Annotated in this window: 22 protein-coding genes; 10 read left to right on the top strand and 12 right to left on the bottom strand. The window is 67.3% G+C overall.

The window, feature by feature from the left end:
• Position 1: 1 nt before the first annotated feature.
• Both H7A85_RS03135 and H7A85_RS03130 read right to left on the bottom strand, forming a co-directional pair.
• Complete coding sequence (locus tag H7A85_RS03135; protein WP_182084405.1) at positions 2-964, bottom strand: VOC family protein; 963 nt, start codon at positions 962-964, stop codon at positions 2-4.
• Positions 965-1,007: 43 nt separating this feature from the next.
• Entirely contained in the window at positions 1,008-1,742 is a 735-nt protein-coding gene (locus tag H7A85_RS03130) for a PIG-L deacetylase family protein (RefSeq protein ID WP_182084404.1), read from the bottom strand.
• A gap of 167 nt (positions 1,743-1,909) precedes the next feature.
• Between H7A85_RS03130 and H7A85_RS03125 the strand changes: the two genes are divergently transcribed.
• Positions 1,910-2,812: an NAD(P)-dependent oxidoreductase gene (locus H7A85_RS03125; protein ID WP_182084403.1), complete on the top strand. Its 903-nt coding sequence runs from the start codon at positions 1,910-1,912 to the stop codon at positions 2,810-2,812.
• Positions 2,809-4,011, top strand: a complete 1,203-nt coding sequence (locus H7A85_RS03120; RefSeq protein ID WP_182084402.1) for a LysR family transcriptional regulator — start codon at positions 2,809-2,811, stop codon at positions 4,009-4,011. Before H7A85_RS03125 ends, H7A85_RS03120 begins: the two co-directional genes overlap by 4 nt.
• A gap of 21 nt (positions 4,012-4,032) precedes the next feature.
• On the opposite strand, the gene H7A85_RS03115 is transcribed toward H7A85_RS03120, so the two are convergent.
• From H7A85_RS03115 to H7A85_RS03105, 3 genes are all read right to left on the bottom strand, one after another.
• Complete coding sequence (locus H7A85_RS03115; RefSeq protein WP_182084401.1) at positions 4,033-5,046, bottom strand: tripartite tricarboxylate transporter substrate binding protein; 1,014 nt, start codon at positions 5,044-5,046, stop codon at positions 4,033-4,035.
• A gap of 83 nt (positions 5,047-5,129) precedes the next feature.
• Positions 5,130-6,635, bottom strand: coding sequence for a tripartite tricarboxylate transporter permease (locus H7A85_RS03110; protein WP_182084400.1), 1,506 nt, complete (start codon positions 6,633-6,635; stop codon positions 5,130-5,132).
• Positions 6,628-7,263, bottom strand: a complete 636-nt coding sequence (locus H7A85_RS03105) for a tripartite tricarboxylate transporter TctB family protein (protein WP_182084399.1) — start codon at positions 7,261-7,263, stop codon at positions 6,628-6,630. The genes H7A85_RS03110 and H7A85_RS03105 overlap by 8 nt, the downstream gene beginning before the upstream one ends.
• A 119-nt stretch (positions 7,264-7,382) precedes the next feature.
• Between H7A85_RS03105 and H7A85_RS03100 the strand changes: the two genes are divergently transcribed.
• Positions 7,383-8,276 carry a LysR family transcriptional regulator gene (locus H7A85_RS03100; protein ID WP_182084398.1) on the top strand — a complete coding sequence of 298 codons (894 nt, stop codon included), beginning with the start codon at positions 7,383-7,385 and terminating at the stop codon, positions 8,274-8,276.
• A gap of 65 nt (positions 8,277-8,341) precedes the next feature.
• Here H7A85_RS03100 and H7A85_RS03095 read toward each other — a convergent pair whose 3' ends face one another.
• Together H7A85_RS03095 and H7A85_RS03090 are read right to left on the bottom strand one after the other, a co-directional pair.
• Positions 8,342-9,031 (bottom strand): substrate-binding domain-containing protein, encoded by a 690-nt coding sequence (locus H7A85_RS03095; RefSeq protein ID WP_210270210.1) that lies wholly within the window; start codon positions 9,029-9,031, stop codon positions 8,342-8,344.
• 63 nt (positions 9,032-9,094) lie between these two features.
• A complete protein-coding gene (locus tag H7A85_RS03090; RefSeq protein WP_182084397.1) occupies positions 9,095-10,102 on the bottom strand; it encodes a tripartite tricarboxylate transporter substrate-binding protein in 1,008 nt (335 codons plus the stop codon).
• A gap of 206 nt (positions 10,103-10,308) precedes the next feature.
• Here H7A85_RS03090 and H7A85_RS03085 point away from each other — a divergent pair, with 206 nt between their 5' ends.
• The 3 genes from H7A85_RS03085 (at position 10,309) to H7A85_RS03075 (ending at position 13,591) form a co-directional block, all read left to right on the top strand.
• Positions 10,309-11,520 carry a LysR family transcriptional regulator gene (locus H7A85_RS03085; RefSeq protein WP_182084396.1) on the top strand — a complete coding sequence of 404 codons (1,212 nt, stop codon included), beginning with the start codon at positions 10,309-10,311 and terminating at the stop codon, positions 11,518-11,520.
• Between the two features lie 146 nt (positions 11,521-11,666).
• Positions 11,667-12,689: an amidohydrolase family protein gene (locus H7A85_RS03080; RefSeq protein WP_182084395.1), complete on the top strand. Its 1,023-nt coding sequence runs from the start codon at positions 11,667-11,669 to the stop codon at positions 12,687-12,689.
• Positions 12,686-13,591, top strand: a complete 906-nt coding sequence (locus tag H7A85_RS03075) for an amidohydrolase family protein (protein WP_182084394.1) — start codon at positions 12,686-12,688, stop codon at positions 13,589-13,591. The genes H7A85_RS03080 and H7A85_RS03075 overlap by 4 nt, the downstream gene beginning before the upstream one ends.
• 126 nt (positions 13,592-13,717) lie before the next feature.
• Here H7A85_RS03075 and H7A85_RS03070 read toward each other — a convergent pair whose 3' ends face one another.
• From H7A85_RS03070 to H7A85_RS03060, 3 genes are read right to left on the bottom strand one after another with little or no spacing between them, the layout of a single operon-like run.
• Positions 13,718-15,058: a sensor histidine kinase gene (locus tag H7A85_RS03070; protein WP_244630908.1), complete on the bottom strand. Its 1,341-nt coding sequence runs from the start codon at positions 15,056-15,058 to the stop codon at positions 13,718-13,720.
• Between the two features lie 26 nt (positions 15,059-15,084).
• The gene (locus tag H7A85_RS03065) at positions 15,085-15,750 is read right to left on the bottom strand and encodes a response regulator transcription factor (RefSeq protein WP_182084392.1); all 666 of its coding nucleotides are present in this window, start codon (positions 15,748-15,750) and stop codon (positions 15,085-15,087) included.
• A gap of 2 nt (positions 15,751-15,752) precedes the next feature.
• Positions 15,753-16,232: a hypothetical protein gene (locus tag H7A85_RS03060; RefSeq protein ID WP_182084391.1), complete on the bottom strand. Its 480-nt coding sequence runs from the start codon at positions 16,230-16,232 to the stop codon at positions 15,753-15,755.
• Between the two features lie 126 nt (positions 16,233-16,358).
• Between H7A85_RS03060 and H7A85_RS03055 the strand changes: the two genes are divergently transcribed.
• From H7A85_RS03055 to H7A85_RS03045, 3 genes are all read left to right on the top strand, one after another.
• Positions 16,359-16,511, top strand: a complete 153-nt coding sequence (locus H7A85_RS03055) for a hypothetical protein (protein ID WP_182084390.1) — start codon at positions 16,359-16,361, stop codon at positions 16,509-16,511.
• A 355-nt stretch (positions 16,512-16,866) separates the two neighbouring features.
• A complete protein-coding gene (locus tag H7A85_RS03050; RefSeq protein ID WP_182084389.1) occupies positions 16,867-17,706 on the top strand; it encodes a hypothetical protein in 840 nt (279 codons plus the stop codon).
• A 64-nt stretch (positions 17,707-17,770) separates the two neighbouring features.
• Entirely contained in the window at positions 17,771-18,808 is a 1,038-nt protein-coding gene (locus H7A85_RS03045) for a histidinol-phosphate transaminase (protein ID WP_182084388.1), read from the top strand.
• A gap of 405 nt (positions 18,809-19,213) precedes the next feature.
• Here the strand turns inward: H7A85_RS03045 and tcuA are convergent, their stop codons facing one another.
• Positions 19,214-20,740, bottom strand: coding sequence for an FAD-dependent tricarballylate dehydrogenase TcuA (tcuA, locus tag H7A85_RS03040; protein WP_182084387.1), 1,527 nt, complete (start codon positions 20,738-20,740; stop codon positions 19,214-19,216).
• 130 nt (positions 20,741-20,870) lie between these two features.
• Between tcuA and H7A85_RS03035 the strand changes: the two genes are divergently transcribed.
• Complete coding sequence (locus H7A85_RS03035) at positions 20,871-21,848, top strand: tripartite tricarboxylate transporter substrate-binding protein (RefSeq protein WP_182084386.1); 978 nt, start codon at positions 20,871-20,873, stop codon at positions 21,846-21,848.
• Between the two features lie 29 nt (positions 21,849-21,877).
• Here the strand turns inward: H7A85_RS03035 and H7A85_RS03030 are convergent, their stop codons facing one another.
• A complete protein-coding gene (locus tag H7A85_RS03030; protein ID WP_244630895.1) occupies positions 21,878-22,567 on the bottom strand; it encodes a GntR family transcriptional regulator in 690 nt (229 codons plus the stop codon).
• Positions 22,568-22,775 lie beyond the last annotated feature (208 nt).

The following is a 22,775-nucleotide window of genomic DNA, read 5'->3' as shown; positions in this document are numbered from 1 at the left end:
CTCAGTGTCCTTTCTTGGTCGGCGGGGTGCCGTGGGTGTGGAAGGTCTCGATGGTCTTGAGGCCCCAGGCCTGCCCCTTCTTCCGTTCCGTCTCGGTCCAGACGACAGGCTCCCAGTCGGGGGCGAGGATCAGCCGGGCACCGGAGTTGGCGAGCTCGACGCGGTTTCCCGCAGGCTCCCAGACGTAGAGGAAGAAGGTCCCCTGGATCGCGTGCTTGTGCGGCCCGGTCTCGATGTGGATGCCGTTCTCGAGGAAGATGTCGGCCGCCCGGAGGATGTCCTCGCGTGTGTCGGTGGCGTAGGTGACGTGGTGAAGCCGCCCGTGGCCGCCGCCCCGCTCCTCGGTGCAGGCAAGGTCGTAGGTCTTGTTGTTGATCGTGAACCAGGCGCCGCCGAGCCGCCCGTTGTCGAGCCGGATCATCTCGGTGACGCGCGAGCCGAGGCACGTTTCCATGAAGCGGCGGAACTCCGTCACGTCCTCGGCGAGGAGGTTGAGATGGTCGATCCGCCGGGGATGGGCGCCGCGCGCGTGGTAGCGCTGCGCGACGTTCTTCAGCTTCGGACGCTCGTGATCGGGAGCCGCGTAGCGAACCGTGTCCCAGTAGATCTCGAACACGTGGTCGAACGGGTCCTTGAAGCGGAAGGCGCGGCCGTGCCCGGGATCGCCGTCGACCCATCCGATCACGTCGAAGCCGCTGGCCTCGATCGCCGCCACACGGCGCTCGAGCGCAGCCTGTGACGACGCGCGGTAGGCGATGTGCCCGATGCCCGTCGTGTGGTGCCGGGTGAGCTTCAGCGAGTGGAACTCGTAGTCGTCCCAGGCTCGAAGGTATGCCGACTCCCCGTCCTGCCCCGACAGCGTCAGCCCGTAGACGTTGACGAAGAAGTCGAGGCTCTCCTCGAAGCGGTCCGTGTAGAGTTCCACGTGCGCGAGGTGCGCGATGTCGAAGCTTTGCTCGTCCATGCTGTCGTTCCTCCCTTGCGGCCGCCTCCCGCGGCCCTGGCCCTCAGAGCTCGTCGACGGTGCGCGGGAAGACCGACTGGAAGCCTTCCGCGTACTTCGACGCCCGCCCGCCGGACTGGCCGCCGGAGTTGCGCTGGAAGTGGTTGGCCCGGTTCTGGGCGACACGGGTGTAGAACTCCCAGAGGTGCTCCTGCCCCTCCATGCACTCGATGGCGGCCCGCTTCTTGTCCCAGACGGGGGTGATGTCGAGGAACGTGTCCGGCTTCCAGCCCATCTGCTCGGTCTGGTGCGGCTCGAAGAGATAGAGCTGCGGGGCGCCGAGCACCTTCTGTCCGGGCTTGTGGCCCCAGGCCTGCGCGATCATCCGGCACTCGAGGGCGACCTGCGTCGCATAACTGTGGTCGGTGTTGTAGGGGTCGTACTGGGAGTGGCACAGCATGAAGGACGGCTGCACGTCGCGGATCACGTCGACCAAGCGATCCTTGTCCCCGTCATTGAGGCGGAGCGGGTAGTCGCCGAGGTCGAAGCAGACGAGGTCGTGGACGCCCAGCGCCTTCGCGGCCTTCTCCGATTCCGCCCGGCGCGCCGCCTTGACGCGGTCGAGCGTCATGTCCGGCTGCTTCCAGAGCTTGGCGGACTCGCCCCGCTCACCGAAGGACAGGCAGACGACGGTGACCTCGTAACCCTTGTCGGCATGGAGCGCGATGGCCCCGCCGCATCGCCACACGAAGTCCGCCGCGTGGGCGCTGACGACGAGCGCCGTTTTCCGATCGGTCATGAATCCCTCCTCCTGCGTTGCCGGGAGGTGTCGCGCCGATCGCGCCGCAACGCTAATTGGGATTGATGGGCCACCCATAAGTTAAAGCTATAACGCCTGTTCAGGCCAATCGACCTCTGCCAGTTTTTGCCGTCATGGAACGGCGCGACAGCCCGACGGAGGAACGCATGGACACGATCACGAACGTGCCTGACATCGGCTTCATTGGCTTCGGCGAGGCGGCACGCGCCTTCGTCTCGGGCTGGCGCTCGGCGGCGGACGTGCCCGCCGGCATCTCGGTCGCCGCCTTCGACGAGAAGGTGCTCGATCCCGCCCTGCGGAGCAGCATCACAGGTCCTTGCGAGGACCTGGCCGTAGAATGCGCGGCAGCCCCCGACGCCGCGACCCGCGGGCGGTCCGTCGTGTTCAGCCTTGTGACCGCCGACCGCGCCCGGGACGCCGCCGAGGAGGCTGCCCGCCACATCGAGCCGGGCACGCTCTTCCTCGACTGCAACTCATGCGCGCCCTCCACAAAGCAGGGCAACGCCGCGCTGATCGAGCGGGCGGGCGGAACCTACGTCGACGTTGCGGTGATGTCCCCGGTGCATCCGGCCCGCCACAAGGTGCCGCTCCTCCTGTCGGGCGCGGGGGCCGAGGCGGCGGCTCGCGCCCTCTCGGGTCTCGGCATGAAGGGCAATGTGGCGGGAACGGAGGTCGGCGCGGCCTCGGCGACGAAGATGCTTCGCTCCGTGATGATCAAGGGCTTCGAGGCCCTTACCGCCGAATGCGTTCTTGCGGCCCGGCGAGCGGGCGTGGAGGACGCCGTCCTTGCCTCGCTCCAGGCCTCCGACCCCGGTTTCGACTGGCGGGCGCGCTCCGCCTACAATTTCGAGCGCATGATGGTCCACGGGACCCGCCGTGCCGCGGAGATGCGGGAGGTCGCCGCCACGCTGCGCGACCTCGGGCTACCCGACCGGATGACGAAAGCGGCGGCCGAGTGGCAGGACGAGGTGGCGACGCTGAAGGTGGCCCCGGGCTCCGACGAGCTTGCCGAACGGGCCGACCGCGTGATCGAGCGCTTGGTCCGGTGACCGGCGGAGAGGCGGGGGAGCCGACCCTGATAGCGGGGCACAGCCTTCGTCACCTGCGCGTCTTCCTGGCGGTCGTCGACACCCACTCGGTCACCCGGGCAGCCGAGAGCTGCCATGTCACGCAGCCTGCCGTCACGCAGGCGATCGCCAAACTCGAACGGACCGCTGGCGCCCCTCTCTTCGGGCGCACGCCGCAAGGCCTGTTCGCGACGCCGCTCGGCGACATCCTCGCCCTTCGGGTGAGGCGTGCCTTCGAGCATCTCGACCCGGTCCTGTCCGCGTTGTCGCCGAGGCTCCTGATCACGGCGACGACCGCGCAGCTCCAGGCACTGATCGCGGTGCGAGAAGCGGAGAACTTCACCCTCGCCGCGCGGCGTCTCGGCCTCGCCCAGCCGACGGTCCATCGAGCCGTCTCCCAGCTCGAGCACGAGGCGGCCCGGCCACTCCTGGAGCGGACCTCCTACGGCATGGTCGCGACACGGACGGCACAGGCCCTTGCGCAGGCCGCCCGCCTCGCCTTCGTCGAGCTCGACCAGGCCGAGGCGGATCTTGCCGACGCGCAGTCCGGCGAGGCCGGACGGATCGTGATCGGGGGCATGCCGCTTTCCCGCTCCTACCTCCTGCCGAAGGCCATTGCCCGCTTTCGGGAGATGCGGCCCAACCTGCCCGTCCACGTCGTCGAGGGACCGTACGACGATCTCCTGGCGGGTCTGCGCCGGGGCGAGATCGATTTCCTCGTCGGCGCGCTGCGCGACCCCCTCCCGATCGCCGACGTCGAGCAGCGCCACCTGTTCTCCGACACGCTCGCGCTGGTGACGCGACGCCACCATCCGCTTGCCGACCGGAACAGGGTCGAGGTGGCCGACGTGGCCGCATACCCTTGCGTGGTGGCGCAGCCCGGCACACCGATCCGGGCCCACTTCGACGCCCTGTTCCGGGGCATTGCCCCACCCGCCAGCATCGTCGAATCCGGCTCCATGATCCTCATGCGCGAGCTTCTGGAGATCAGCGACCATGTCGGGTGCATTTCCAGGCTCCAGGTGGAGGCCGAGATCAGCCGCGGGCTCCTGACGCCGCTGGCGGTCGATCTCTCCCACACCTCTCGCCGCATCGGACTGACGCTGCGCGCGAGCTGGATGCCGACGAACGCCCAGCGGGAGTTCGTCGGCCTGTTGGAGAGTGCGGCCGGGAACCGTTGAAGTGTCCCGGCCGAGATCGCGCTACTCGGGCTGGATCCTGGCCTTCTTGATCAGGTCGCCCCAGCGGACGATCTCCTGACCGATGAAGCCACGGAAGTCGTCGGGCGTGTCCGTCCAGACGTCTGCCCCCTCCGCCGCGAGCCGTTCGGCGATCGCGGGCGACGCCATGACCTTGACGATTTCGGTGTTGAGGCGCTCGACGATCGGCGCGGGCGTCTCGGCGGGGGCTAGGATGCCGTACCACTGGGAGGCCTCGAACCCGGGGTAGCCGGCCTCGGCCACGGTCGGGACGTCGGGCGCGGCCGCCAGGCGCGTGGCGCCCGAGACCGCGATGGGGCGGAGCGTGCCTGCCTTGACGTGCTGGATGAGGTTCGGCGCGCCCGTGAAGGTCAGTTGCACCCGTCCACCCAGAAGGTCCGTCACGGCGGGGGCCGTGCCCTTGTAGGGGACGTGGGTCATCTGGATGCCCGCCGCGTCGCAGAGCGCGACCATGGCGATGTGGGCGGCGCTGCCCTTGCCGCCAGAGGCGTAGTTCAGCTTGCCGGGATTGGCCTTGGCGTAGGCTACGAGTTCGGAAAGGTTCTGCGCCGGGACGGACGGGTTGACGACCAGCATGTTGTGGACCTTCGCGATCCCGCTGATGGGCGAGAGGCTCTTGACCGGGTCGTAGGGCAGCTTCGGGTAGAGGCTCGGGGCGACGGCCAGCGAGCCGATGTGCCCCATGACGAGCGTGTAGCCGTCCGGGTTGGCGCGGGCGACGAAACCGACGCCGACGGAGCCGCCACCGCCCGGACGGGACTCCACGACGATCGGCTGTCCGAGCGTCTTCTCCAGCTCCTGGCCGAGGAGGCGGGCCAGGATGTCCGTCGAGCCGCCGGGCGTGAACGGCACGATGAGGGTGACGTTGCGCGTGGGATACTCCTGCGCGAGCGCCGCGAACGGCTTGGCGAAGAAGCCGGCGGCAATTGCGGCCGCCCCGCCCAGTACCGTGCGGCGGCTTACTTCGACGCCCGCCCTTCTCGCTTCATGGACCATGTCGTTTCCTCCCTGTCGGTGATGTCTTGTGGTGTCGCTTCCGGGCAGCCTGCGGCGTCCCGTGCTGGCTGGCACGCTCGCGTTCAGTCGTCGACGAAGACCTCGTCGCGGCGCTGGCGGATGTTCGGCAGGACGGCGAGCGCGAGGATCAGGGCGGCGACGAGCAGGAGGATCGCGCTGATCGGGCTTTCCACAAGGCTCGCCACCGACCCGCGCGAAAGGAGCAGCGCGCGGCGGAGGTTCTCCTCGATGAGGTCGCCGAGGACGAAGCCGAGGACGAGCGGCGCGGGATCGAAGTCGAGCTTGATGAGGACGTAGCCCGCAAGACCCAGCACGCCGATCAGGAGAACGTCCATGGTCGACGAGTTCACCGAGTAGATGCCGATCGAGCAAAACAGGAGGATCGCCGGGAACAGGACCCTGTAGGGCACCTTCAGCAGGCGCACCCAGATGCCAATGAGTGGCAGGTTGATGACGAGCAGCATCAGGTTGCCGATCCACATCGAGGCGATCATGCCCCAGAACAGCATCGGGTTGCTCGTCATGACCTGCGGACCGGGCACGATGCCGTGCACGGCCATGGCCCCGATCATCAGCGCCATGACGGCGTTCGAGGGGATGCCGAGGGTGAGGAGCGGAATGAACGAGGTCTGGGCGCCCGCGTTGTTCGCCGCCTCCGGCCCCGCGACTGCCTCGATGGCGCCCCGGCCGAACCTCGCCGGCTCGGCCGCGATCTTCTTCTCGAGCGCGTAGGACGCGAAGGGACCGAGCACGGCGCCGCTTCCGGGGAGGATCCCGAGGATCGAGCCGAGACCCGTGCCGCGAAGGATCGGGCCGATGGAGGTCCTGAACTCCTGCATGCTCGGCAGGAGGCGTCCGACCTTCGTCTGCACGAGGTCCCGCGTCTCGTTGTGGTCGAGGTTGCGCAGGACCTCGGCGATGCCGAACAGGCCCATGGCGAGGACGGCGAAGTCGAGGCCGTCGATGAGGAACTCGAAGTCCAAGGTCAGGCGCTGCTCGCCCGTCTCGATGTCGGTGCCGACGGTAGACAGGAGGATCCCGAGAAGGATCATCGCGACCGCCTTCACGACCGAGCCGCGGGCGAGGACGACCGCGAAGATGAGGCCGAGGATCATGAGGGCGAAGTACTCGCTCGGCCCGAAGACGAGGGCGACGCCCGTCAGCGGCGCGCTCAGGCCCGCGATCAGGAAGGTCGCCACCGTCCCGGCGATGAAGGACCCGATCGCCGCGATGCCGAGCGCCACGCCGGCACGGCCTTGGCGGGCCATCTGGTAGCCGTCGAGGGCGGTGACGACCGAGGTGGCCTCGCCCGGGATGTTGATGAGGATCGCCGTCGTGGAGCCGCCGTACTGCGCGCCGTAGTAGATGCCTGCCAGCATGATCAGGGCGCCCGTCGGCTCGATGCCGAAGGTGATCGGGAGCAGCATGGCGATGGTCGCTATAGGGCCGATGCCAGGAAGGACGCCGATCAGCGTTCCGATCAGGCAGCCGAGGAAGGCCAGGCAAAGGTTCAGCGGCGTGAGCGCGACCGAGAAGCCGGTCGCGAGGTTGGAGACGAGATCAACCACGGTCGGCCTCCGTCGGCGCCCGCTCGCCGAGGACGACCAGCACCGCGGCGATAAGGGCGAGCAGCGCCGCCAGGACGCGTAGGACCGTCTTGTGCGACCAGCCTGCGAAGAGGGCGTCGGCCAGTGCTTGCGGGTAGACCGGGATGGGGAGGTTCAGGAGGTCGGCGAAAAGCACGATGGAGAACGCCGTCAGGCCCGCTCCGATCGCGAGCAACTCACGCGGACGGGCCTCCGGCGTCGCAAGGCCACCGAGGAAGACGGTCAGGGGGCCCGCGACGAGCAGGCCGCCGCCCGGGGTCGAGAACGGCCCGAGTTCGAAGGGACGCAGCGTGAGGGCGAACGAGGCGATCGCCAGCAGCACCAATGCCGGGCCCCGCACGCCTATCGCCTCCAGCCCGTCGGCCCCGGACGGGTCGCCCTCCTTCAGCGCCGAGGCGGCGACCGCAAGGCCGCATAGGCCGAGGCAGAACGCGAGCCACCGGGGAAACATTCCCGGTCCGATCGCCCCCAGCGTTCCTTGGTCGAGTTGGGCGGACAGGCGTAGCGCGCCCGCGGCGAGGCCGACCAGCAGCAGGCCTCCGACGAGGTTGCGTGGCTTGCGTACGAGAGCATGTGCTGGAAACGCCAAGACGAAGCCTCCCCTCCGTTGATGACGCAGGGACTATGGAAGTCGACAACTGCTGTAACAAATGATTTCCTTCGGCGGATTGAGCGATTCGGTGCATCAATCCAAAGGGCGGACTTCCTGTGAACATCGACTTTCAGGGCTTGAGGGCGTTCCTTGCCATCGCGGAACACGGCAGCTTCCGCGCCGCCGCGCTCCACCTCAACCTGTCCCAGACGGCGCTCAGCCATCGCGTTCGCAAGGTCGAGGACGACCTGGGCGTGAAACTGCTGTCGCGAACGACACGGCGCGTCTCGCTCACGGAGGCCGGGCTGACGCTCCTCCCAAAGGTCCAGGCTGCCGTCGAAGGGCTGTCGTCGTCGCTTGAGGAGTTGAAGAAGGAGGGCGACGAGCGCCGGCAGACCCTTTCCATCGGCTGCCTGCCCACGATCGCCAGCGGTCGGCTGCCGTCGATCCTGCGCGCGTTCAACCGCCAGCAACCCCGTGTCCACGTGCAGATCTTCGATCTCTCGGCATCCGAGATCGTCGAACTGCTCCAGCAGGGCGTCATCGAGTTCGGGCTGACGATGACCTTCACGGACCGCTGGGACTTCGACACGGAGGTTCTGCTGGACGATCCGTTCGTCCTCGTTTGCGGACCGTCGCACCCGCTGGCGAACCGCGACGAGGTGCGCTGGAGCGAGCTCTCGAAGCTTCCCCTGATCCGGGTCAGCCGCCGGACCGGGAACAGGGCCATCATCGACGACGCCCTTGACGGTAAGGTGGAGGGTCTCGAATGGCAGTTCGAGGTCCAGCACCTGCAAACCGCGATCGCGTTGGCGCGCGAGGGGCTTGCGGCGGCGGTCATCCCGCAGATGTCGTTCCCGTCTAAGGTCGGCGACGACCTGCGGCTGATCCGGCTGGCCGAGCCGGAGGTCCGCCGCCAGATCAGCATCGTATCCCGACGTGGCAAGCCCCTCTCGCCTGCGGCCGTGCAACTGCGTCGCTTCGTGGTCGGCCACTTCGCTGCCGGCTAGGCTCGCGAAGCGGAGTTGCCGCCGGCACCTTAGGCTATGCGTCCACGGTTGGACGAGCGATCAGCTCAAGCCGCCTCCATGCCATGCCGGCGCTTGACCTGCGCGGCTTCTCCGTCTGCCAAGAAGGCGATCAGACGGCCCGCCTCCTCCGGTCTCCGCGAGCTGGCGGCGACGCCTGCCGAGAAAACCGTGATCGACTGGATCTCGGGCGGCAGAGGGCCGACGATCTCGATACCGGGCACATTGAGCAGTTCGCTGAGTTGCTGGACGCCGAGCGCGGCCTCGCCCCTTGCGAGGAGATCCCCGACGGGTACGCCGGGTGGCGCCTTCACGAGGCGTTCGGCCCCGTCCGGCAGCAGACCCCAACGCTCGCACAGACGGAGGAAGTGGTTGCCGCTCGGCCCCGTCGAATAGGCGATGCGGCTGGTGCCGAAGACGCTCGTCCGAAATCCCGCCTCGTCGGAAAGGTCAGGATGCGGGGCGCCGGTGGGCACCGCCACGGCCATGCCGGAGCGCGCGAGGCTCACCGTGCTTCCGGCGCGGACGTGACCGGCCCGTTCCAGGTCGGCCATGGCATCGCGGGCGAGCACGACCGCGTCGGCCGCATCGCCTTCCCGAACGCGGTTCGCGGCGTCCACGCCCCCCATGGGCCTGAGATCGACGAGGCAGCCCGTTTCCGCCTCGTAGCGCTCCGCAAGTTCACCGAGGATCTGCCGCATCGCCATGGACGACACCAGAACGATCTTCGTTTTCATGGCGTCTTCCTTCCGGTCGTTTCCGGGGTTGCGACGACGGCGGACATGCCGCCCGTTGTCGTCCTACATCTTGGGGATCCCGGCCTTCTCGATCACCGCCCCCCATTTGACGATGTCCGCCTGCATCCGCTCTCCAATGGCCTGCGGCGTGGATCCTCGCGCCTCGACGCCCAGTTCACGGAAGCGCTGGATGGTCGCCGGATCCGCCAGGATCTCGTTCACGGCGGTGTTGAGCTGGGTGACCACGGGTTCCGGCGTTCCGGCCGGCGCGAAGATGGCGTTCCATGAAGTGACGTCGAAGCCGGCGACCCCGGCTTCGGCGGCAGTAGGAACGTCTGGCAAGACGGTCGAGCGCTTGGGGCCCGATGAGGCCACCGCCAGCGCCTGTCCGTCGTCGAGCGCCGACTTCAGGGCCGCCTCGCTGTCGATGATGAGATCCACCTCCTCCCCCAGGAGGCCGACCAGGAGATCCGGCGTCGCGCGGTAGGGCACCACGGTGAACTCGATGCCCGACGTCGTGCGGAACAGCTCGGCCGCGAGGTTCTGGCTGGAGCCGACGTTCACCGTGCCGACGTTCAGGACGCCCGGTTCCGCACGTGAGGCTGCCAGCAACGCTTCCATGGAGTCGTAGAGACCGCCCTTCCGGGTCGCGAAGACGAAGTCGAAGTAGGCGAGACTTGAGACGGGGACGAACTCCTGGACCGGGTCGAAGGGCAGTTGCGCGAAAAGCGGAACCGAGATGGAGGTGCCGTTCGTGAAGAAGGCCAGCGTGTAGCCGTCGGCAGGCGCCGACAGGACGATGCGCGCCGCGGTGGAGCCACCGGCGCCGGGCTGGTTCTGGACCAAGAACTGCTGGCCGAGCTTGCGGGTCAGCCCCTCGGCGACGATGCGCGCGGTAATGTCCGCGATGCCGCCCGGCCCGAAGGGCAGCACGATCGTTACCGGCGCATTGGGATAGGCGTCCTGCGCAATCGCGGCATCCGGTTGAAGCAGCGGGGCGAGAGCGCCGAGCGCCGCTCCGCCCATCAGCCGAATCATCCCACGCCGGGTCATCCCGAAGATCTTGCACATAGCCTTGCCTCCCTGAACCGTCGGATCTCCGCCCAGCGCGGCACCCGGCAAGTTTCCGGGCGCAGCCGAGTTCTCCCTGCCGGGGAAGCGTGCGTCCCATCCGTTTCGGAACGGCGCGGGATCCTTTCGCCCAGAGGTGCCCCAGCCAACTCGAATGCACCAGACGAAAGAGCGTGCGTGCCATAAGCCTTCGCTATAGATGGATCATGCTCGGGCCCTTCGACCTCAATCTTCGCCATATCGACGCCGTGCTCGCGGTAGCGCGGGAGGGCAGCGTAAGCGCGGCGTCGGGCGCGGTGAACCTTTCCCAACCCGCGCTCACCCAGGCACTCACTAAGCTGGAGATCCTCCTAGACCAGCGTCTGTTCGACCGTCTTCCCGGCGGAACCGTGCCGACCCCCGCCGGAGCGACCTTCATCGCTCGCGCGGCGCGGGCGCTCGACCACCTTGTGGCAGGCGGGCGCCGGATCCGACGGGCGGCAAGGCTTCCGCAGATCGCATACATCGAGCGGCGCGTGACGATGGGGCAATTACGGGCGCTGTCGAGCGTCGAGCGCTCCGGCAGTTACGTCATGGCCGCGCGCGAATTGCGGCTGGCCCAGCCATCCGTGCACCGGGCCGTCAAGGAGCTGGAGCTGATCCTGGGGCAGAACCTTCTCGTGCGGGTAGGACGCACCGTCCGGGCGACCGCTGCCGCCGTTCGCTTCGTCCGCTCGATCCGCCTGATGGTCGCCGAGCTGCAGGCGGGGCTCGACGAACTGGCCGCACTGGTTCGGGCGGGAACCGGGCGCGTCGTTGTAGGTACGCTTCCCCTTCCCCGGGCGCGGCTCCTGCCGGAAGCCCTGGCGCTCCTCATGTCAGCTTACGAACAGGCTGAGGTGACGATCGTCGAGGGTTCCTACACCGAACTGCTGATGGCGTTGCGCGGCGGCGAGATCGACATCCTGGTCGGCGCGCTCCGCGATCCGGCACCGAGCTCAGACGTCGTGCAGCGCCCGCTCCTGGACGACGACCTCTTCGTGGTCGGCCGTGCCGATCACCCGCTCGCAGGCGACGAAGTGCCGACCCTCGAGGCACTCGCGTCCTTCCCTTGGATCGTCGGAGCGTCCGGCGCGCCGATGCGCGCGGTCTGGGAAACGATGTTCGCGGCGCGGCGTCCGGCACGACGCATCGAATGCGGCTCCGTGCTCACGGCCCGCGGGCTGATGCTTCGGGGAGAATGGCTCGCCCTTCTCTCCTCCGACCAGTTCCGGGTCGAGCGGGATGCTGGGCTCCTCGCCGCCGTCGCCGGCCCAGTTCCTGGCTCGCGGCGCCGGATCGGGATCGCGCTCCGCGCGGACTGGCGCCCGACCGCGATCCAGAGCGCCCTGATCGACGCGCTCACGGCGGCCGCGCAGCCCGACACATCCGGAATTTGAATGGCGGGCAACCGCTTTCGATGCTCGCGGAACGTGAGGGTAACCTTACAAGAGGCAGGTGGACGAAACGGACGCTAGCCCGCGGTCTTCGCCGGAGGAGCTGCCCGTCACGTTCGGACCGCCCCGCAGCCGCAGGACGAACTTCCATGATCATCGATTGCCACGGCCACTACACGACCGCTCCGGCGTCACACACCGAATGGCGCAACCGACAGGAGGCGGCCTTCAGGGCGGCCGGAGATGTCGATCCGGACTATCCGGAGATCTCGGACGACGAAATCCGCGATTCGATCGAGACCAACCAGCTTCGGCTCCTGCGCGAGCGTGGCGCCGACATGACGATCTTCTCGCCACGAGCCTCGGCCATGGCGCCCCACGTCGGCAGCGAAGCGGTGAGCCAAGCCTGGACGCGGCGCTGCAACGACCTCATCAAGCGCGTGGTCGACCTCTATCCCGAGACCTTCATCGGCGTCTGTCAGCTTCCCCAGTCTCCGGGCGTGTCGATCGCGCATTCCATTGACGAGTTGGAGCGCTGCGTGAATGAGCTCGGCTTCGTCGGCTGCAACCTCAACCCAGACCCGAGCGGCGGCCGCTTCGACGCACCGCCGCTCACGGACCGGGCGTGGTACCCGTTCTTCGAAAAGATGGTCGAGCTGGACGTGCCAGCCATGATCCACGTCTCGGGCTCGTGCAACCCGGCCATGCACGCGACCGGCGCCTACTACCTCGCAGCCGACACGATCGCATTCATGCAGTTCATCGAAGGAGACCTGTTCAAGGACTTCCCGACGCTGCGCCTCGTCATTCCGCATGGCGGAGGGGCGGTTCCCTACCATTGGGGACGCTATCGGGGCCTCGCAGACATGCTGAAGCGGCCCCCCCTCGCCGAACACGTGATGCGCAACGTCTACTTCGACACCTGCGTCTACCACCAGCCGGGCATCGACCTCCTGTTCGAGGTGATCGACGTCGGCAACATCCTGTTCGGCTCTGAGATGGTCGGCGCCGTGCGCGGCATCGATCCGGAGACGGGGCACCATTTCGACGACACCAAGCGCTACATCGACGCCCTCCCCATCCCCGAGGAGGACAAGCACCGAGTGTTCGAGGGCAATGCGCGACGTGTCTATCCGCGACTCGACGCGCAACTGAGGGCACGGGGCCTATGAGCGACTTCAAGATGGACGCGAACTGGTTGAGCTACGATCCGGCACCCTCGAAGCCCCGCTTCGTCCCGCCGCCCGGCGCGGTGGATGCCCACTGTCACGTTTTCGGTCCGGGCAACCGTTTCCCATATGCACCGGAGCGGAAGTACACACCTTGCGACGCGGGTAAGGAGGAGCTGTTCGCCCTACGTGACCACTTGGGTTTCTCGCGCAACGTCATAGTCCAGGCGACCTGTCACGGTGCCGACAACCGGGCATTGGTCGACGCCTTGACGGCTTCGGGCGGACGCGCCCGCGGTGTCGCCACGGTACGCCCGGACGTCTCCGACGAGACCCTGGCCATGCTGGATGCCGCGGGCGTGCGCGGAGTGCGCTTCAACTTCGTCCGCCGCCTCGTCGATCCGAAGCCGGACAGCACGTACCACCGCATCATCGAGCGCATCGCGCCGCTCGGCTGGCATGTCGTGGTCTACTTCGAGGCGGCCGACCTTGAAGAGCGCTGGGACTTCTTCACGAGCCTGCCGACCATGGTCGTGGTTGACCACATGGGTCGTCCCGACGTGTCGAAACCTGTCGACGGTCCCGAGTTCAGCCACTTCGTCGAGCTGATGGAACGCCCGAACGTCTGGTCCAAGGTCACCTGCCCGGAGCGTCTGTCCCGCAGCGGACCGCCTTCCTACGACGACGTCGTGCCGTTTGCCCGCCATCTCGTGGAGCGGTTCCCCGACCGGGTGCTTTGGGGCACCGACTGGCCGCATCCCAACATGACGACGCACATGCCCGACGACGGTGGGTTGGTGGACATGATTCCCCGGATCGCGCCGAGCGAGGAGGCGCGGGAAAGATTGCTCGTCGCCAACCCCATGCGTCTCTACTGGTTCGAGGAGGCACAGCTCTCGGGTTAGGACGGTCACAGCCGTGATCGCTCGGCCGGGATCGGAAAACTTTTCGCTTGCGTTCTCGGAGATCGCGTACTGCGATCGCCATCGCGCCGGCGCCGACCACTCAGGTCCGGCCAGCCGTCGCGGTTTTCAGGATGAAGGGTGAGACGACGGCGCGAGCGGCAGCTCGATCCGCACGCAGAGCCCTCCGAGCGTCGACCTTTCGAAGGTGAGCGTCCCGCCGTTCAATGCGACGATCTCGCCGGCGATCGCCAGCCCCAGCCCGGTTCCGGGCATGGTCTCATCGAGACGACGGCCGCGCACTCCGATGCCGTTCAATTCGCTCGGAGAGATGCCTGGTCCGTCGTCCTCGATGCGCAACTCGGCTTTCGCGCCGCTCCCGGCGACCCTGACACGAATCGCCGCGTCGGCCCACTTGGCCGCGTTCTCGAGGACGACGCCGACAAGTTCGACGAGATCGTTCTCCTCGATGTCGAACTGAATCTCAGGGTCGACGTCGATCGTCCAACCCAGTCGCTCGCCCATCCGTGTCTTCCGAAGGACGGACGCGGTCCGCTCGACAGCACGGGCAGGCGACGCGCTGAGGCTGTGGAGGCGTGCTCTTTGGTTCAGGCCCACCAAGCGCATCTGGTAGTCGATCCTGTCATGCATCTCTGCCGTGAGTTCGGCGATGAGTCCGGCGTTGCCTATGTCGCCCCGGCGCTGAAGCTCCTGTTCCAAGGTCCCCAGGACGGCGAGCGGCGTCTTCAATCCGTGCGCTAGGTCGGCGGCCCGCGAGCGCGCGAACTCCATTGCCTTGCGTTGCGCCGCCAGGAGTTCGTTCACCTCGGTGACCAAGGGCAGCACCTCCGTCGGGTACTTGGAGTTGACGGAGGTGGTTGTCCCCTTCCGGACCATTTCGACGTCGGCGCGAAGCTTTCCGAGCGGGCTTAGCCCAAGCTGCACCTGCAAGATGGCGGCAAGGACGAGCATCAATCCGAGAATGAGCAAAGCGACCGCCAGTTCGCGCCCGAACCGCTCGATGGTCTCATCGAGGATCGAGCGATCCTGTGCGACGACGACCTGATAACGTCTGGTGCCCTCGTCCGAGGGAAACCGAATCGTGCGCGCCGCGGCCAACAGGGACTGGTCCGCGGGACCCTCGGTGGTGACGAACCTGTCGCCTCGGACGGCGTCGATCGTGAGCACGTGGTCCCAGAGCGAGCGAGACCGGGCGATTCCGCCTCTGTCGAGGTCTGTCACTTGCCAGTAGACGCCGGCGAGCGGCGTGTCATAGCGCGCGTCGGGCAAGGCGCCGGTCAATGCCGGCGAGTCGCCTGCGGCGCCCGCATCTACGAGGGCGACGAGACGGGCCATCGTGGCGGACAAGTCGGCCCGCGCTCCCCGCTCGACGCTTCCGACGAACAGGTAGCCGATCGCCGCCCCGGCCAGCACCACCGCAACCGCGATCCATACGCCCGCGCCCAGCACGAGGCGCAACCGTAGCGAACGCATCCTCAAGCGCTTCCCTCGCCCAGCATGTAGCCGAACCCGCGACGGGTGACGATCACTCCCGCACCGAGCCGTCTGCGAACGCGACCCACCAGCACCTCGACGGCGTTCGACTCGCGTTCGAAATCCTGGGAGTAAAGGTGTTCCGTGATCTCAGACTGGGAGACGATCCGGCCGCGCTGGTGGACAAGGAACGCGAAGAGCCGATACTCCTGCGGGGTCAGCATGATGGGCACGCCGCCGCGCGAGACCTGCATGGCGCGCGTGTCCAGCAGCATGTCGCCGACCTCTATCTGGGACGAGGCGAAACCGCCGGCGCGTCTCACGAGAGCCCGCACGCGCGCCACGACCTCCTCCATTCGGAAGGGCTTCACGACGTAGTCGTCGGCGCCGGCCTCGATCCCCTCCACCCGCTCGTTCCATTGTCCCCGCGCGGTCAGGATGAGCACGGGCGCAAGCCGGGCGGCGCGGCGCCAACGCTTCAGGATCGTCAGACCGTCCAGGGTCGGCAAGCCCAGATCGAGGACGATCGCGTCGAACGCCTCGGTGTCACCGCGAAACCATGCGTCCTCGCCGTCGGTCGCGTACTCCGGGACGAAGCCCGCGGCAGAGAGACTGATGCCCAACGCCTTCGAGATTCGCTGGTCGTCCTCCGCTATGAGAACGCGCATGGCTATCGGATCCTCACGAGTTGCCCGGTCCGGGCGTCGAAGAGGAAGCTGCGCACGTCGCCCGTCGCCTCGAGAACCTTGAGGTCGTACTGCAACGCGTTGCCCGCCGCCACCATCCTCGCGTCTATGACCTCGCCGTCGGTGAGGCGGCGCGCCGCGCCCACGATGAGATCGATGGGCAACGCCTGCTTGGCGCGCACGGCTTCGAGCGCGCCCTCGGGGCCACGAGTGTAACGCGAGAGGTCGGGGGAAGACGCACCACTACGGCCCTGCGGACCACCCTGCCCCGCCAACCCGTTGCCGCTACCGAGCTCGTTTCCGGCGCCGCCGAAGCCACCGCCTCGCCCTTCACCGGACGCGCCCCCGCCGCCACCGGGGCCGTTCCCGCCCGGCCCTCCGTCCTGCGCCTGGACAGCCATCGTCGTCGCCAGAAGAACGAAGCCGGCCCGTAGCAGTATGATCGAGTGATGAAGGATACGCACGCTAGCTTCTCTAGCCGATCGAAGCTGACAGCACGCTGACAGTTGGCTCACGTGCCTGTCAGCGAGGATTGGTTAGGACCTTATCCGTCGACGCGAACGACGTCGATCTCGGACAAGGATACGACCTTGAAAGCCTCCAGCCTCCTCGCGCTCCTGACCGTCGGCTTCGTTTCGGCGCGCAACCCCGCGCCGGCGCAGCTCGTGATGCCATGCTCGACGCGGACGGTTCTGGTCCCCGAGCGCAACCTGTCACGCCCGGTGTGGACGTTCGAGCGATGATCAGCTCCCCCGCCCCGCTGAACCGCACGGCAGCCGCCCCAGCGCGCAGGGCGCCGTTCCATGCACCATCCACGGCGCGTGACCTCGATGGCGAGACGCTGGGGCAGATGATCCTCGCCCTCGAAGCCGCCCTCAGTGGCCCACTCGACGATCCGGAGCCGAGCCACCGCCCGCAGTTCCCCTGCGCCCCGCTTGCCCGAACCTCCGCAACTCCAAGGACAAACGTTCGATGACACGTTCCAGCGCCCTAGGGCGAACTTCTTGCGCCCACCCTTCCCGGCCGTCGAGCTTCCCGATCGCCCCCGCCCCCTCGCCGTCTGTGCGGATGCGTGCGCCGGGGACGTGCGGCGAGCTCGTGCAGGGCGCTATCGGAGGGCAGGACTTCCTCGTCAACTGTCCGATCGACACGTTCGCCTGCGCGACGGCCCGGGTTGTCCCTGAGCGTGGCCTTGCCCTAGCAGAGCCCGACCAGCACCAGAAAGTCCGGCGGCTGGCCGACGCATTGGCGGAGCGCTTCGGCGTCGAGCTGACGCACGAAGTCCGCATCGACAGCGCGATCCCGAGGGGGAAGGGCATGGCGTCGAGCACGGCCGACCTGACGGCGGCCCTGTCCGCCCTTTGTCGCTGCTCGCGCATCTCGCTGACGCCCGCCGAGACGGGGACGCTGCTCGCGTCGGTGGAACCCTCCGACTGCGTCCACTATGCGGGCATTGCCTGGGTGAACCACTTGACGGGTCATCGTCTTGGCGCCTGGACCGCCCCCGCACACCTGCGTGTCATCGTCATCGACGGCGGTGGGGAGGTCGACACGGTCGGCTTTGACCGGGACCGCGCACGCGCAGTGTACGCGCGCCAAGAGGCGATCGTCCGGGCCTACGTGGAACTGCTGGGCCGCAGCCTGTGTCTCGGGGACCTTGAGGGGATCGGTGAGGCCGCCCGGCAGAGTGCCCGCCTCAGCCAGGAGATCCTGCCGAAGGCGCATTTCGCACCACTGGAGCGGATCGCGGACAAGGAAGGTGCGCTCGGCGTCAACTGCGCGCACAGCGGGACCGTGCTGGGCCTGCTCTACACCGAGCGCGGTGAAGGCGATGCAGGGGAGAGGCTACGCCGCTCCGTGGAGGCGGAGTTCGGAACGGACGCCCCCATCGTCGGCGACTATGCCGTGGTTGGCGGCGGTTGTTGGATGGGACGTTGAGGCCATGCTGAACGCATTCCGAACTCCCTCGCACAACCCCTCTTTCTTCCAGGTCCGAGCGGGGATGGCTCCGACACGGGATCTGCTCGACTTCTGTGTTCCGGTGAACCCGTATTTCCCGCCTCCCGAACTTCTGGACGAGATCCGCGACGCCCTTCCGGACTTGGTCAAGTACTATCCGGACTACGCCGAGACGCACCAAGCGCATCTTGCCGAATGGACGGGCATGCCGTCCGCGAACATCGTAGCAGCGAACGGCTCCACGGAGCTCATCACGCTACTTTGCCGGAACGCGGCTGCTCCCTTCGTCACGCCGATCCCAACGTTCGGTCGCTGGACGGACCTTCCCCGGGAGAACGGGTTGAGCGTCAGCTTCCTCGAACGGCGACGTGAGGCCGGCTTCACGCTCAACGTCGCCGAGATCATCGACCAGGTGATCATGACGGGCGCCCGGACGCTCGTGGTCTGCAACCCCGACAATCCAACGGGAACGGTTCTCTCTGCTCCCGAGATCGAGACGCTCGTCCGCTCCTTGCCCGATCTCGACCTCATAGTCGTCGACGAGTCCTTCATCGACTTCTCCGACGTCGAGAGCGCCGCAGCCCTCGCGCTTCGCTCGCGAAACCTTGTTGTCGTCAAGAGCCTCGGCAAGGCGCTTGGATGGCATGGAGTGCGGTTGGGTTATGCCGTCGCTAACGAGAGGCTGGCGGCGGAACTTCGTGCGCAGGTCCCCTTCTGGAACATCAACGGCCTTGCGGCTTTCGTCCTGCGCCGCGTCCTGGCGCACGCGCCGGCATTCCGCGCCAGCCTCGGGCGCGTCAAGCGGGACCGTCACAACATGATCGGGCGACTGATGCGGATCGACGGGCTTCGCGTCTTCCCATCCGCTGCGAACTTCGTTTTCTGCGAGTTGCCGGATGGCGTGTCCGGGCAGTGGGTGCGTGACGCTCTCTTGCAGGATCACGGCCTGTTCGTTCGCGAATGCGGCAACAAGCTGGGGTCGTCCGACCGCTATCTCCGGCTGGCAGTCCACCCCCCAAAGGCGGTGGACGCGCTGTGCGAGGGGCTTCGCGAAGTTCTGGAACGCGCGTCGCCCGCCTGAACGGCGGCAACTTGTGGCAGCCATTGGCGCTACAAGTCCACGGCATGGGTTCCATGGGCCGCGAAGCCCTGGGGCAAATCGTTCGCCGGGTGCTTGACGCAAGTCGTCGACCGACAGCGCCGACAGCACCCGGGCCGCGGCTTCGAAGAATCTGTACGAATCCGGCACCGGATTGGTCGCGGCTGATCGAAGGGGCAATGACACAGCGGTCAGGCCACGGGCGGGATCCAGCGAACTGTGCGGAGGAGGATCCTCAAGGCGGACGGGGATTGCGCAGCCGATGAGGGATTCCGGTACCGTTTCCAGATGGCATGGACCATGAAACGGGAAGCACGCTGACCTCGAAGGGCGAGATCGCCCCTCGATTCATTGCAAGTGCACGTCTCGTGGATCAGCCTGCTCCGATCATGCCAGTTCGAGCTGCTCCGGGACGCTGCTGGCCAACCTTGCGGCGCCCGCACCGGCGCGGCGCCCGAACACGGCGCCGGAGGTCAGTCCCGAGCCACCCGGATATCCGTTGAAGAAGACGCCGCCGACGAGTTCTCCGCAGGCGAAGAGGCCGGGGATCTCCTGTCCGTCCTTGCCGACGACCCCGCCGTTCGGACCGACCTTCAGTCCGCCATAGGTGAAGGTGATGCCGCCGGTGACGGGATAGGCGCGGAAGGGTCCCTGATCGATCCGCTGCGCCCAATTGGACTTCGGAAGTTCGAGGCCTTGCGTGCCGCGCCCGTCCTTGATCGTGGGATCGAACGGATGGCTGTCGTCCACTGCGGCGTTGAACGCCTCGATCGTCTGCCGGAAGGCTGCGGGATCCCTGACGCCGTCGAGTTGGGCGATCAGGTCGTCAAGGGTCGCCGCCTCGACGTAGTGCGCGTCGTGGAAACGGTACTCGGCATAAAGGAGCGGCTCGATCTTCGCATCGAAGATCTGCCACGCCACGCCGCCGGGCTGCTCCAGAACCGCGCGGCCGAACTGGGCATAGGTGTAGTTGCGGAAATCCCGGCCTTCGTCGACGAAACGCTGTCCGTCGCGGTTCAGCATCACGCCCAGGAAGTAGCAGATCTTCCGGTAGTTCTTCCGCTCGTCGTGCGGCAGGTCGAGATTGCCGTATTCGGGCGTGTGAAGGTCCATCGGTGTCGCGTGGCAACCGCCATAGAAGCCGTGGGGCTGGGCGCCCAAGCGATAGGAGAGCTCCAGACCGATCCCTGTGTTGAAGGGCGTGCCTCTCACCTTCGCATCGGCGAAGTTCGGGCCCATATGCTGGATCCGCATCTCGCGGTTCGCCTCGAAGCCACCCGAGCCGAGCACGACGGCCCTGGCCCGGATCGTCGCGCGCTCGCCGGCGCCGGTTTCCACCACGGCGCCGACGACCCTCTCATCCTCGACAAGGAGGTCCACCACGCCGCAATCGTATCGGATCTCGCCGCCTAGCCGTTCGAAGGCCGCGATCTCGGCATCGACGAGCCCGACGCCTTCATGCGCGGCGGCGAGCGTCAGACCGCCCCAGAAAACGAAGCGTCCGTCCTTCTCGAAGCTCTGCCGCGAATAGATCGGCTCGAACTTGACGTCATGCGTGGCCAGCCAGCGCAGGGCGTCATAGGAGCCGTCGATCAGCGCGTGCTGCTCCTCCGACAGGGGCCGCCCATCGTTGAAGCCGAGGAGATCCTCGCCGAACTTCTCGGCCGTGTAGGCACCGAAGTCGGTGCGCGACAGACGCGGATCGGACGGGTCTCGCAGAAACGGCAAGAGATCCTCGTTACCGTCGTAGACGAAGCGCATGGCGCCTGCGGTGTACTTGGAGTTTCCCCCCGCCAGTTCCCGCCCCGCCTTCTCCACGACCAGCACCCTCGCGCCCGTCTCGCGTGCGGCCAGCGCCGCGCAGAGAGCGGCGTTGCCCGATCCGACGACCAGCACGTCCACAGTCTCGACCATTCCATCCTCCCCGGGATCCAACCATGCCGCGTTATTGCATACAATAGCATGCAATGCCATACTGAACGTGACGGATGAGTCTTGAACCGTCCGAAAGGCCGTCTCGGCGGCGGTTTCAGGGAGGAACTTCATGAACATGCTCACCCGTTTTCACCGCAGCGCGCGCGCTTCGTTGGTCGCACTGGCGCTTGTGGGAGGCCCGGCATTCGCCGAGGACCTGTCGGCACTGACCCTCGTTGCCCCGGCCAGCCCAGGTGGTGGATGGGATCAGACGGCCCGTGCCATGCAGGCCGCAATGGAAGCCGGCGAGGTCGTTTCGGACGTGCAGGTGCAGAATGTGCCGGGCGCCGGCGGCACGATCGGTCTGGCCCAGTTCGTGGCAAACTCCGCCGCAAGCACCGACACGGTCCTTGTCAGTGGGCTGATCATGATGGGGGGCGTCATCACCAACAAGTCGGCGGTAACGCTGGACGAGGTGACGCCGCTGGCCCGCCTCACCGGCGAATGGGAAATGATCGCCGTCCCGACGGCGTCCCCCATCCAGACCGTCCAGCAACTCGTCGAGAGGCTGAAGGCGGATCCCGGAGCGGTTTCCTGGGGTGGCGGATCGGCCGGAGGCACCGACCACATGCTGGTGGGCCTCGTGGCCAACGCCGCGGGCGTCGATCCCCGGCGGATCAACTACGTCGCGCATTCGGGTGGCGGCGAGTCGCTCGCCTCGATCCTCGGAGGTTTCGTCACCGTCGGGGTCAACGGCGTGGCGGAATTCGCTCCGCAGATCGAGTCCGGGGCGCTACGCCCGCTCGCCGTCTCGTCCGAGGAGCGGTTGCCGTCGTTTCCGGACGTGCCGACTCTGCGCGAGTCGGGCCTCGACGTGAGTCTCCTGAACTGGCGAGGGCTGATGGTCGGATCGAAGGTTCCGGCCGCCGATCGGCAGGCGCTCGAGCAAGCGGTCGACGCGATGGCGCGCTCGGAGGCGTGGAAGAAGGAGATCGACACGCGAGGCTGGGTCGACATGTATCAGCCGCAGGCCGAGTTCGCCTCCTTCCTCGACAGCGAGAAGACCAAGGTCGCCGATACGCTCCGCTCGATCGGCCTCACGAACTAGCGGTTCGACACCGGGTGATCGCCGAGCGCTCAGGAGCGCTCGGCGATCCGCATCATGCTAAGGCGCGCCCGCAACGCTCCGCGGATGTGGGCGCGCGCTGCGGCCTCCGCTCCGTCGAGATCGCGGCTGGCGATCGCGTCCACCACGGCGCGGTGCTCGGCGGCGGCGGCCTGCGGGCGCTCCGGCACGCTGAAGGTCGTGCGCCCGAGAAGCGGCAAAGCGTCCTTCAGTTCTTCCAGGCTGGCGTCGAGGTAGCGATTGCGGGCGACGCGCACGATCGCGTCGTGGAGATGCCTGTTGCTTTCGGCCCGGGACGCCTCGTCCCCAGCCGCCTCGAAGCCGGCCTCGATCTCGCGCAGCGTATCGACTTCGAACTCGGAGGCATGGCGCGCCGCCAGACGCGCCGCGGCGCCCTCCAGGATCTCGCGCATCATGTAGAGCTCAGTGACCTCACCGATGTCGAGCGTGCGCACCACGATGCCACGCCCGCCCGCAGGCTCGACGAAGCGACGCGCCAGCAACCGCGCGAAGGCCTCCCGCACCGGCGTGCGGCTGACGGCCAGGCGACGCGCGATCTCCTCCTCCCGCAACCGGTCGCCGGGCGCCAGCCGACCTTTCTGCAGTGCGTCCTGCAAGGCGCGGTAGACGCCCTCGCCCAGAGGCAAACTGGGATCGATCGGCCACGGATCAGCGCCTGACGGCTCAGGATCGACGGTCAAACTCTGCTCTTCCTGCGACTTGGGTTTGTGATGCACGTAAATCACTATGGGCAACGCAGGCGTATGCCCATTCCGTTAGCCTCGATATTGCATGAACGCTGCTGGAGGAGATCAATCGCCCACACGTAATCAAGTCTCTCTCGGACGGGCTTCGAACGGCTCTGAGCCTAGTGTCTCCAGTGCATACATGCGTCCGCTTCCTGCGTCG

The sequence above is a fragment of the Aureimonas sp. ME7 genome, from assembly GCF_903970965.1.
Classification (GTDB): Bacteria; Pseudomonadota; Alphaproteobacteria; order Rhizobiales; family Rhizobiaceae; genus Aureimonas.
This window is presented reverse-complemented; position numbering and strand designations above follow the sequence as displayed.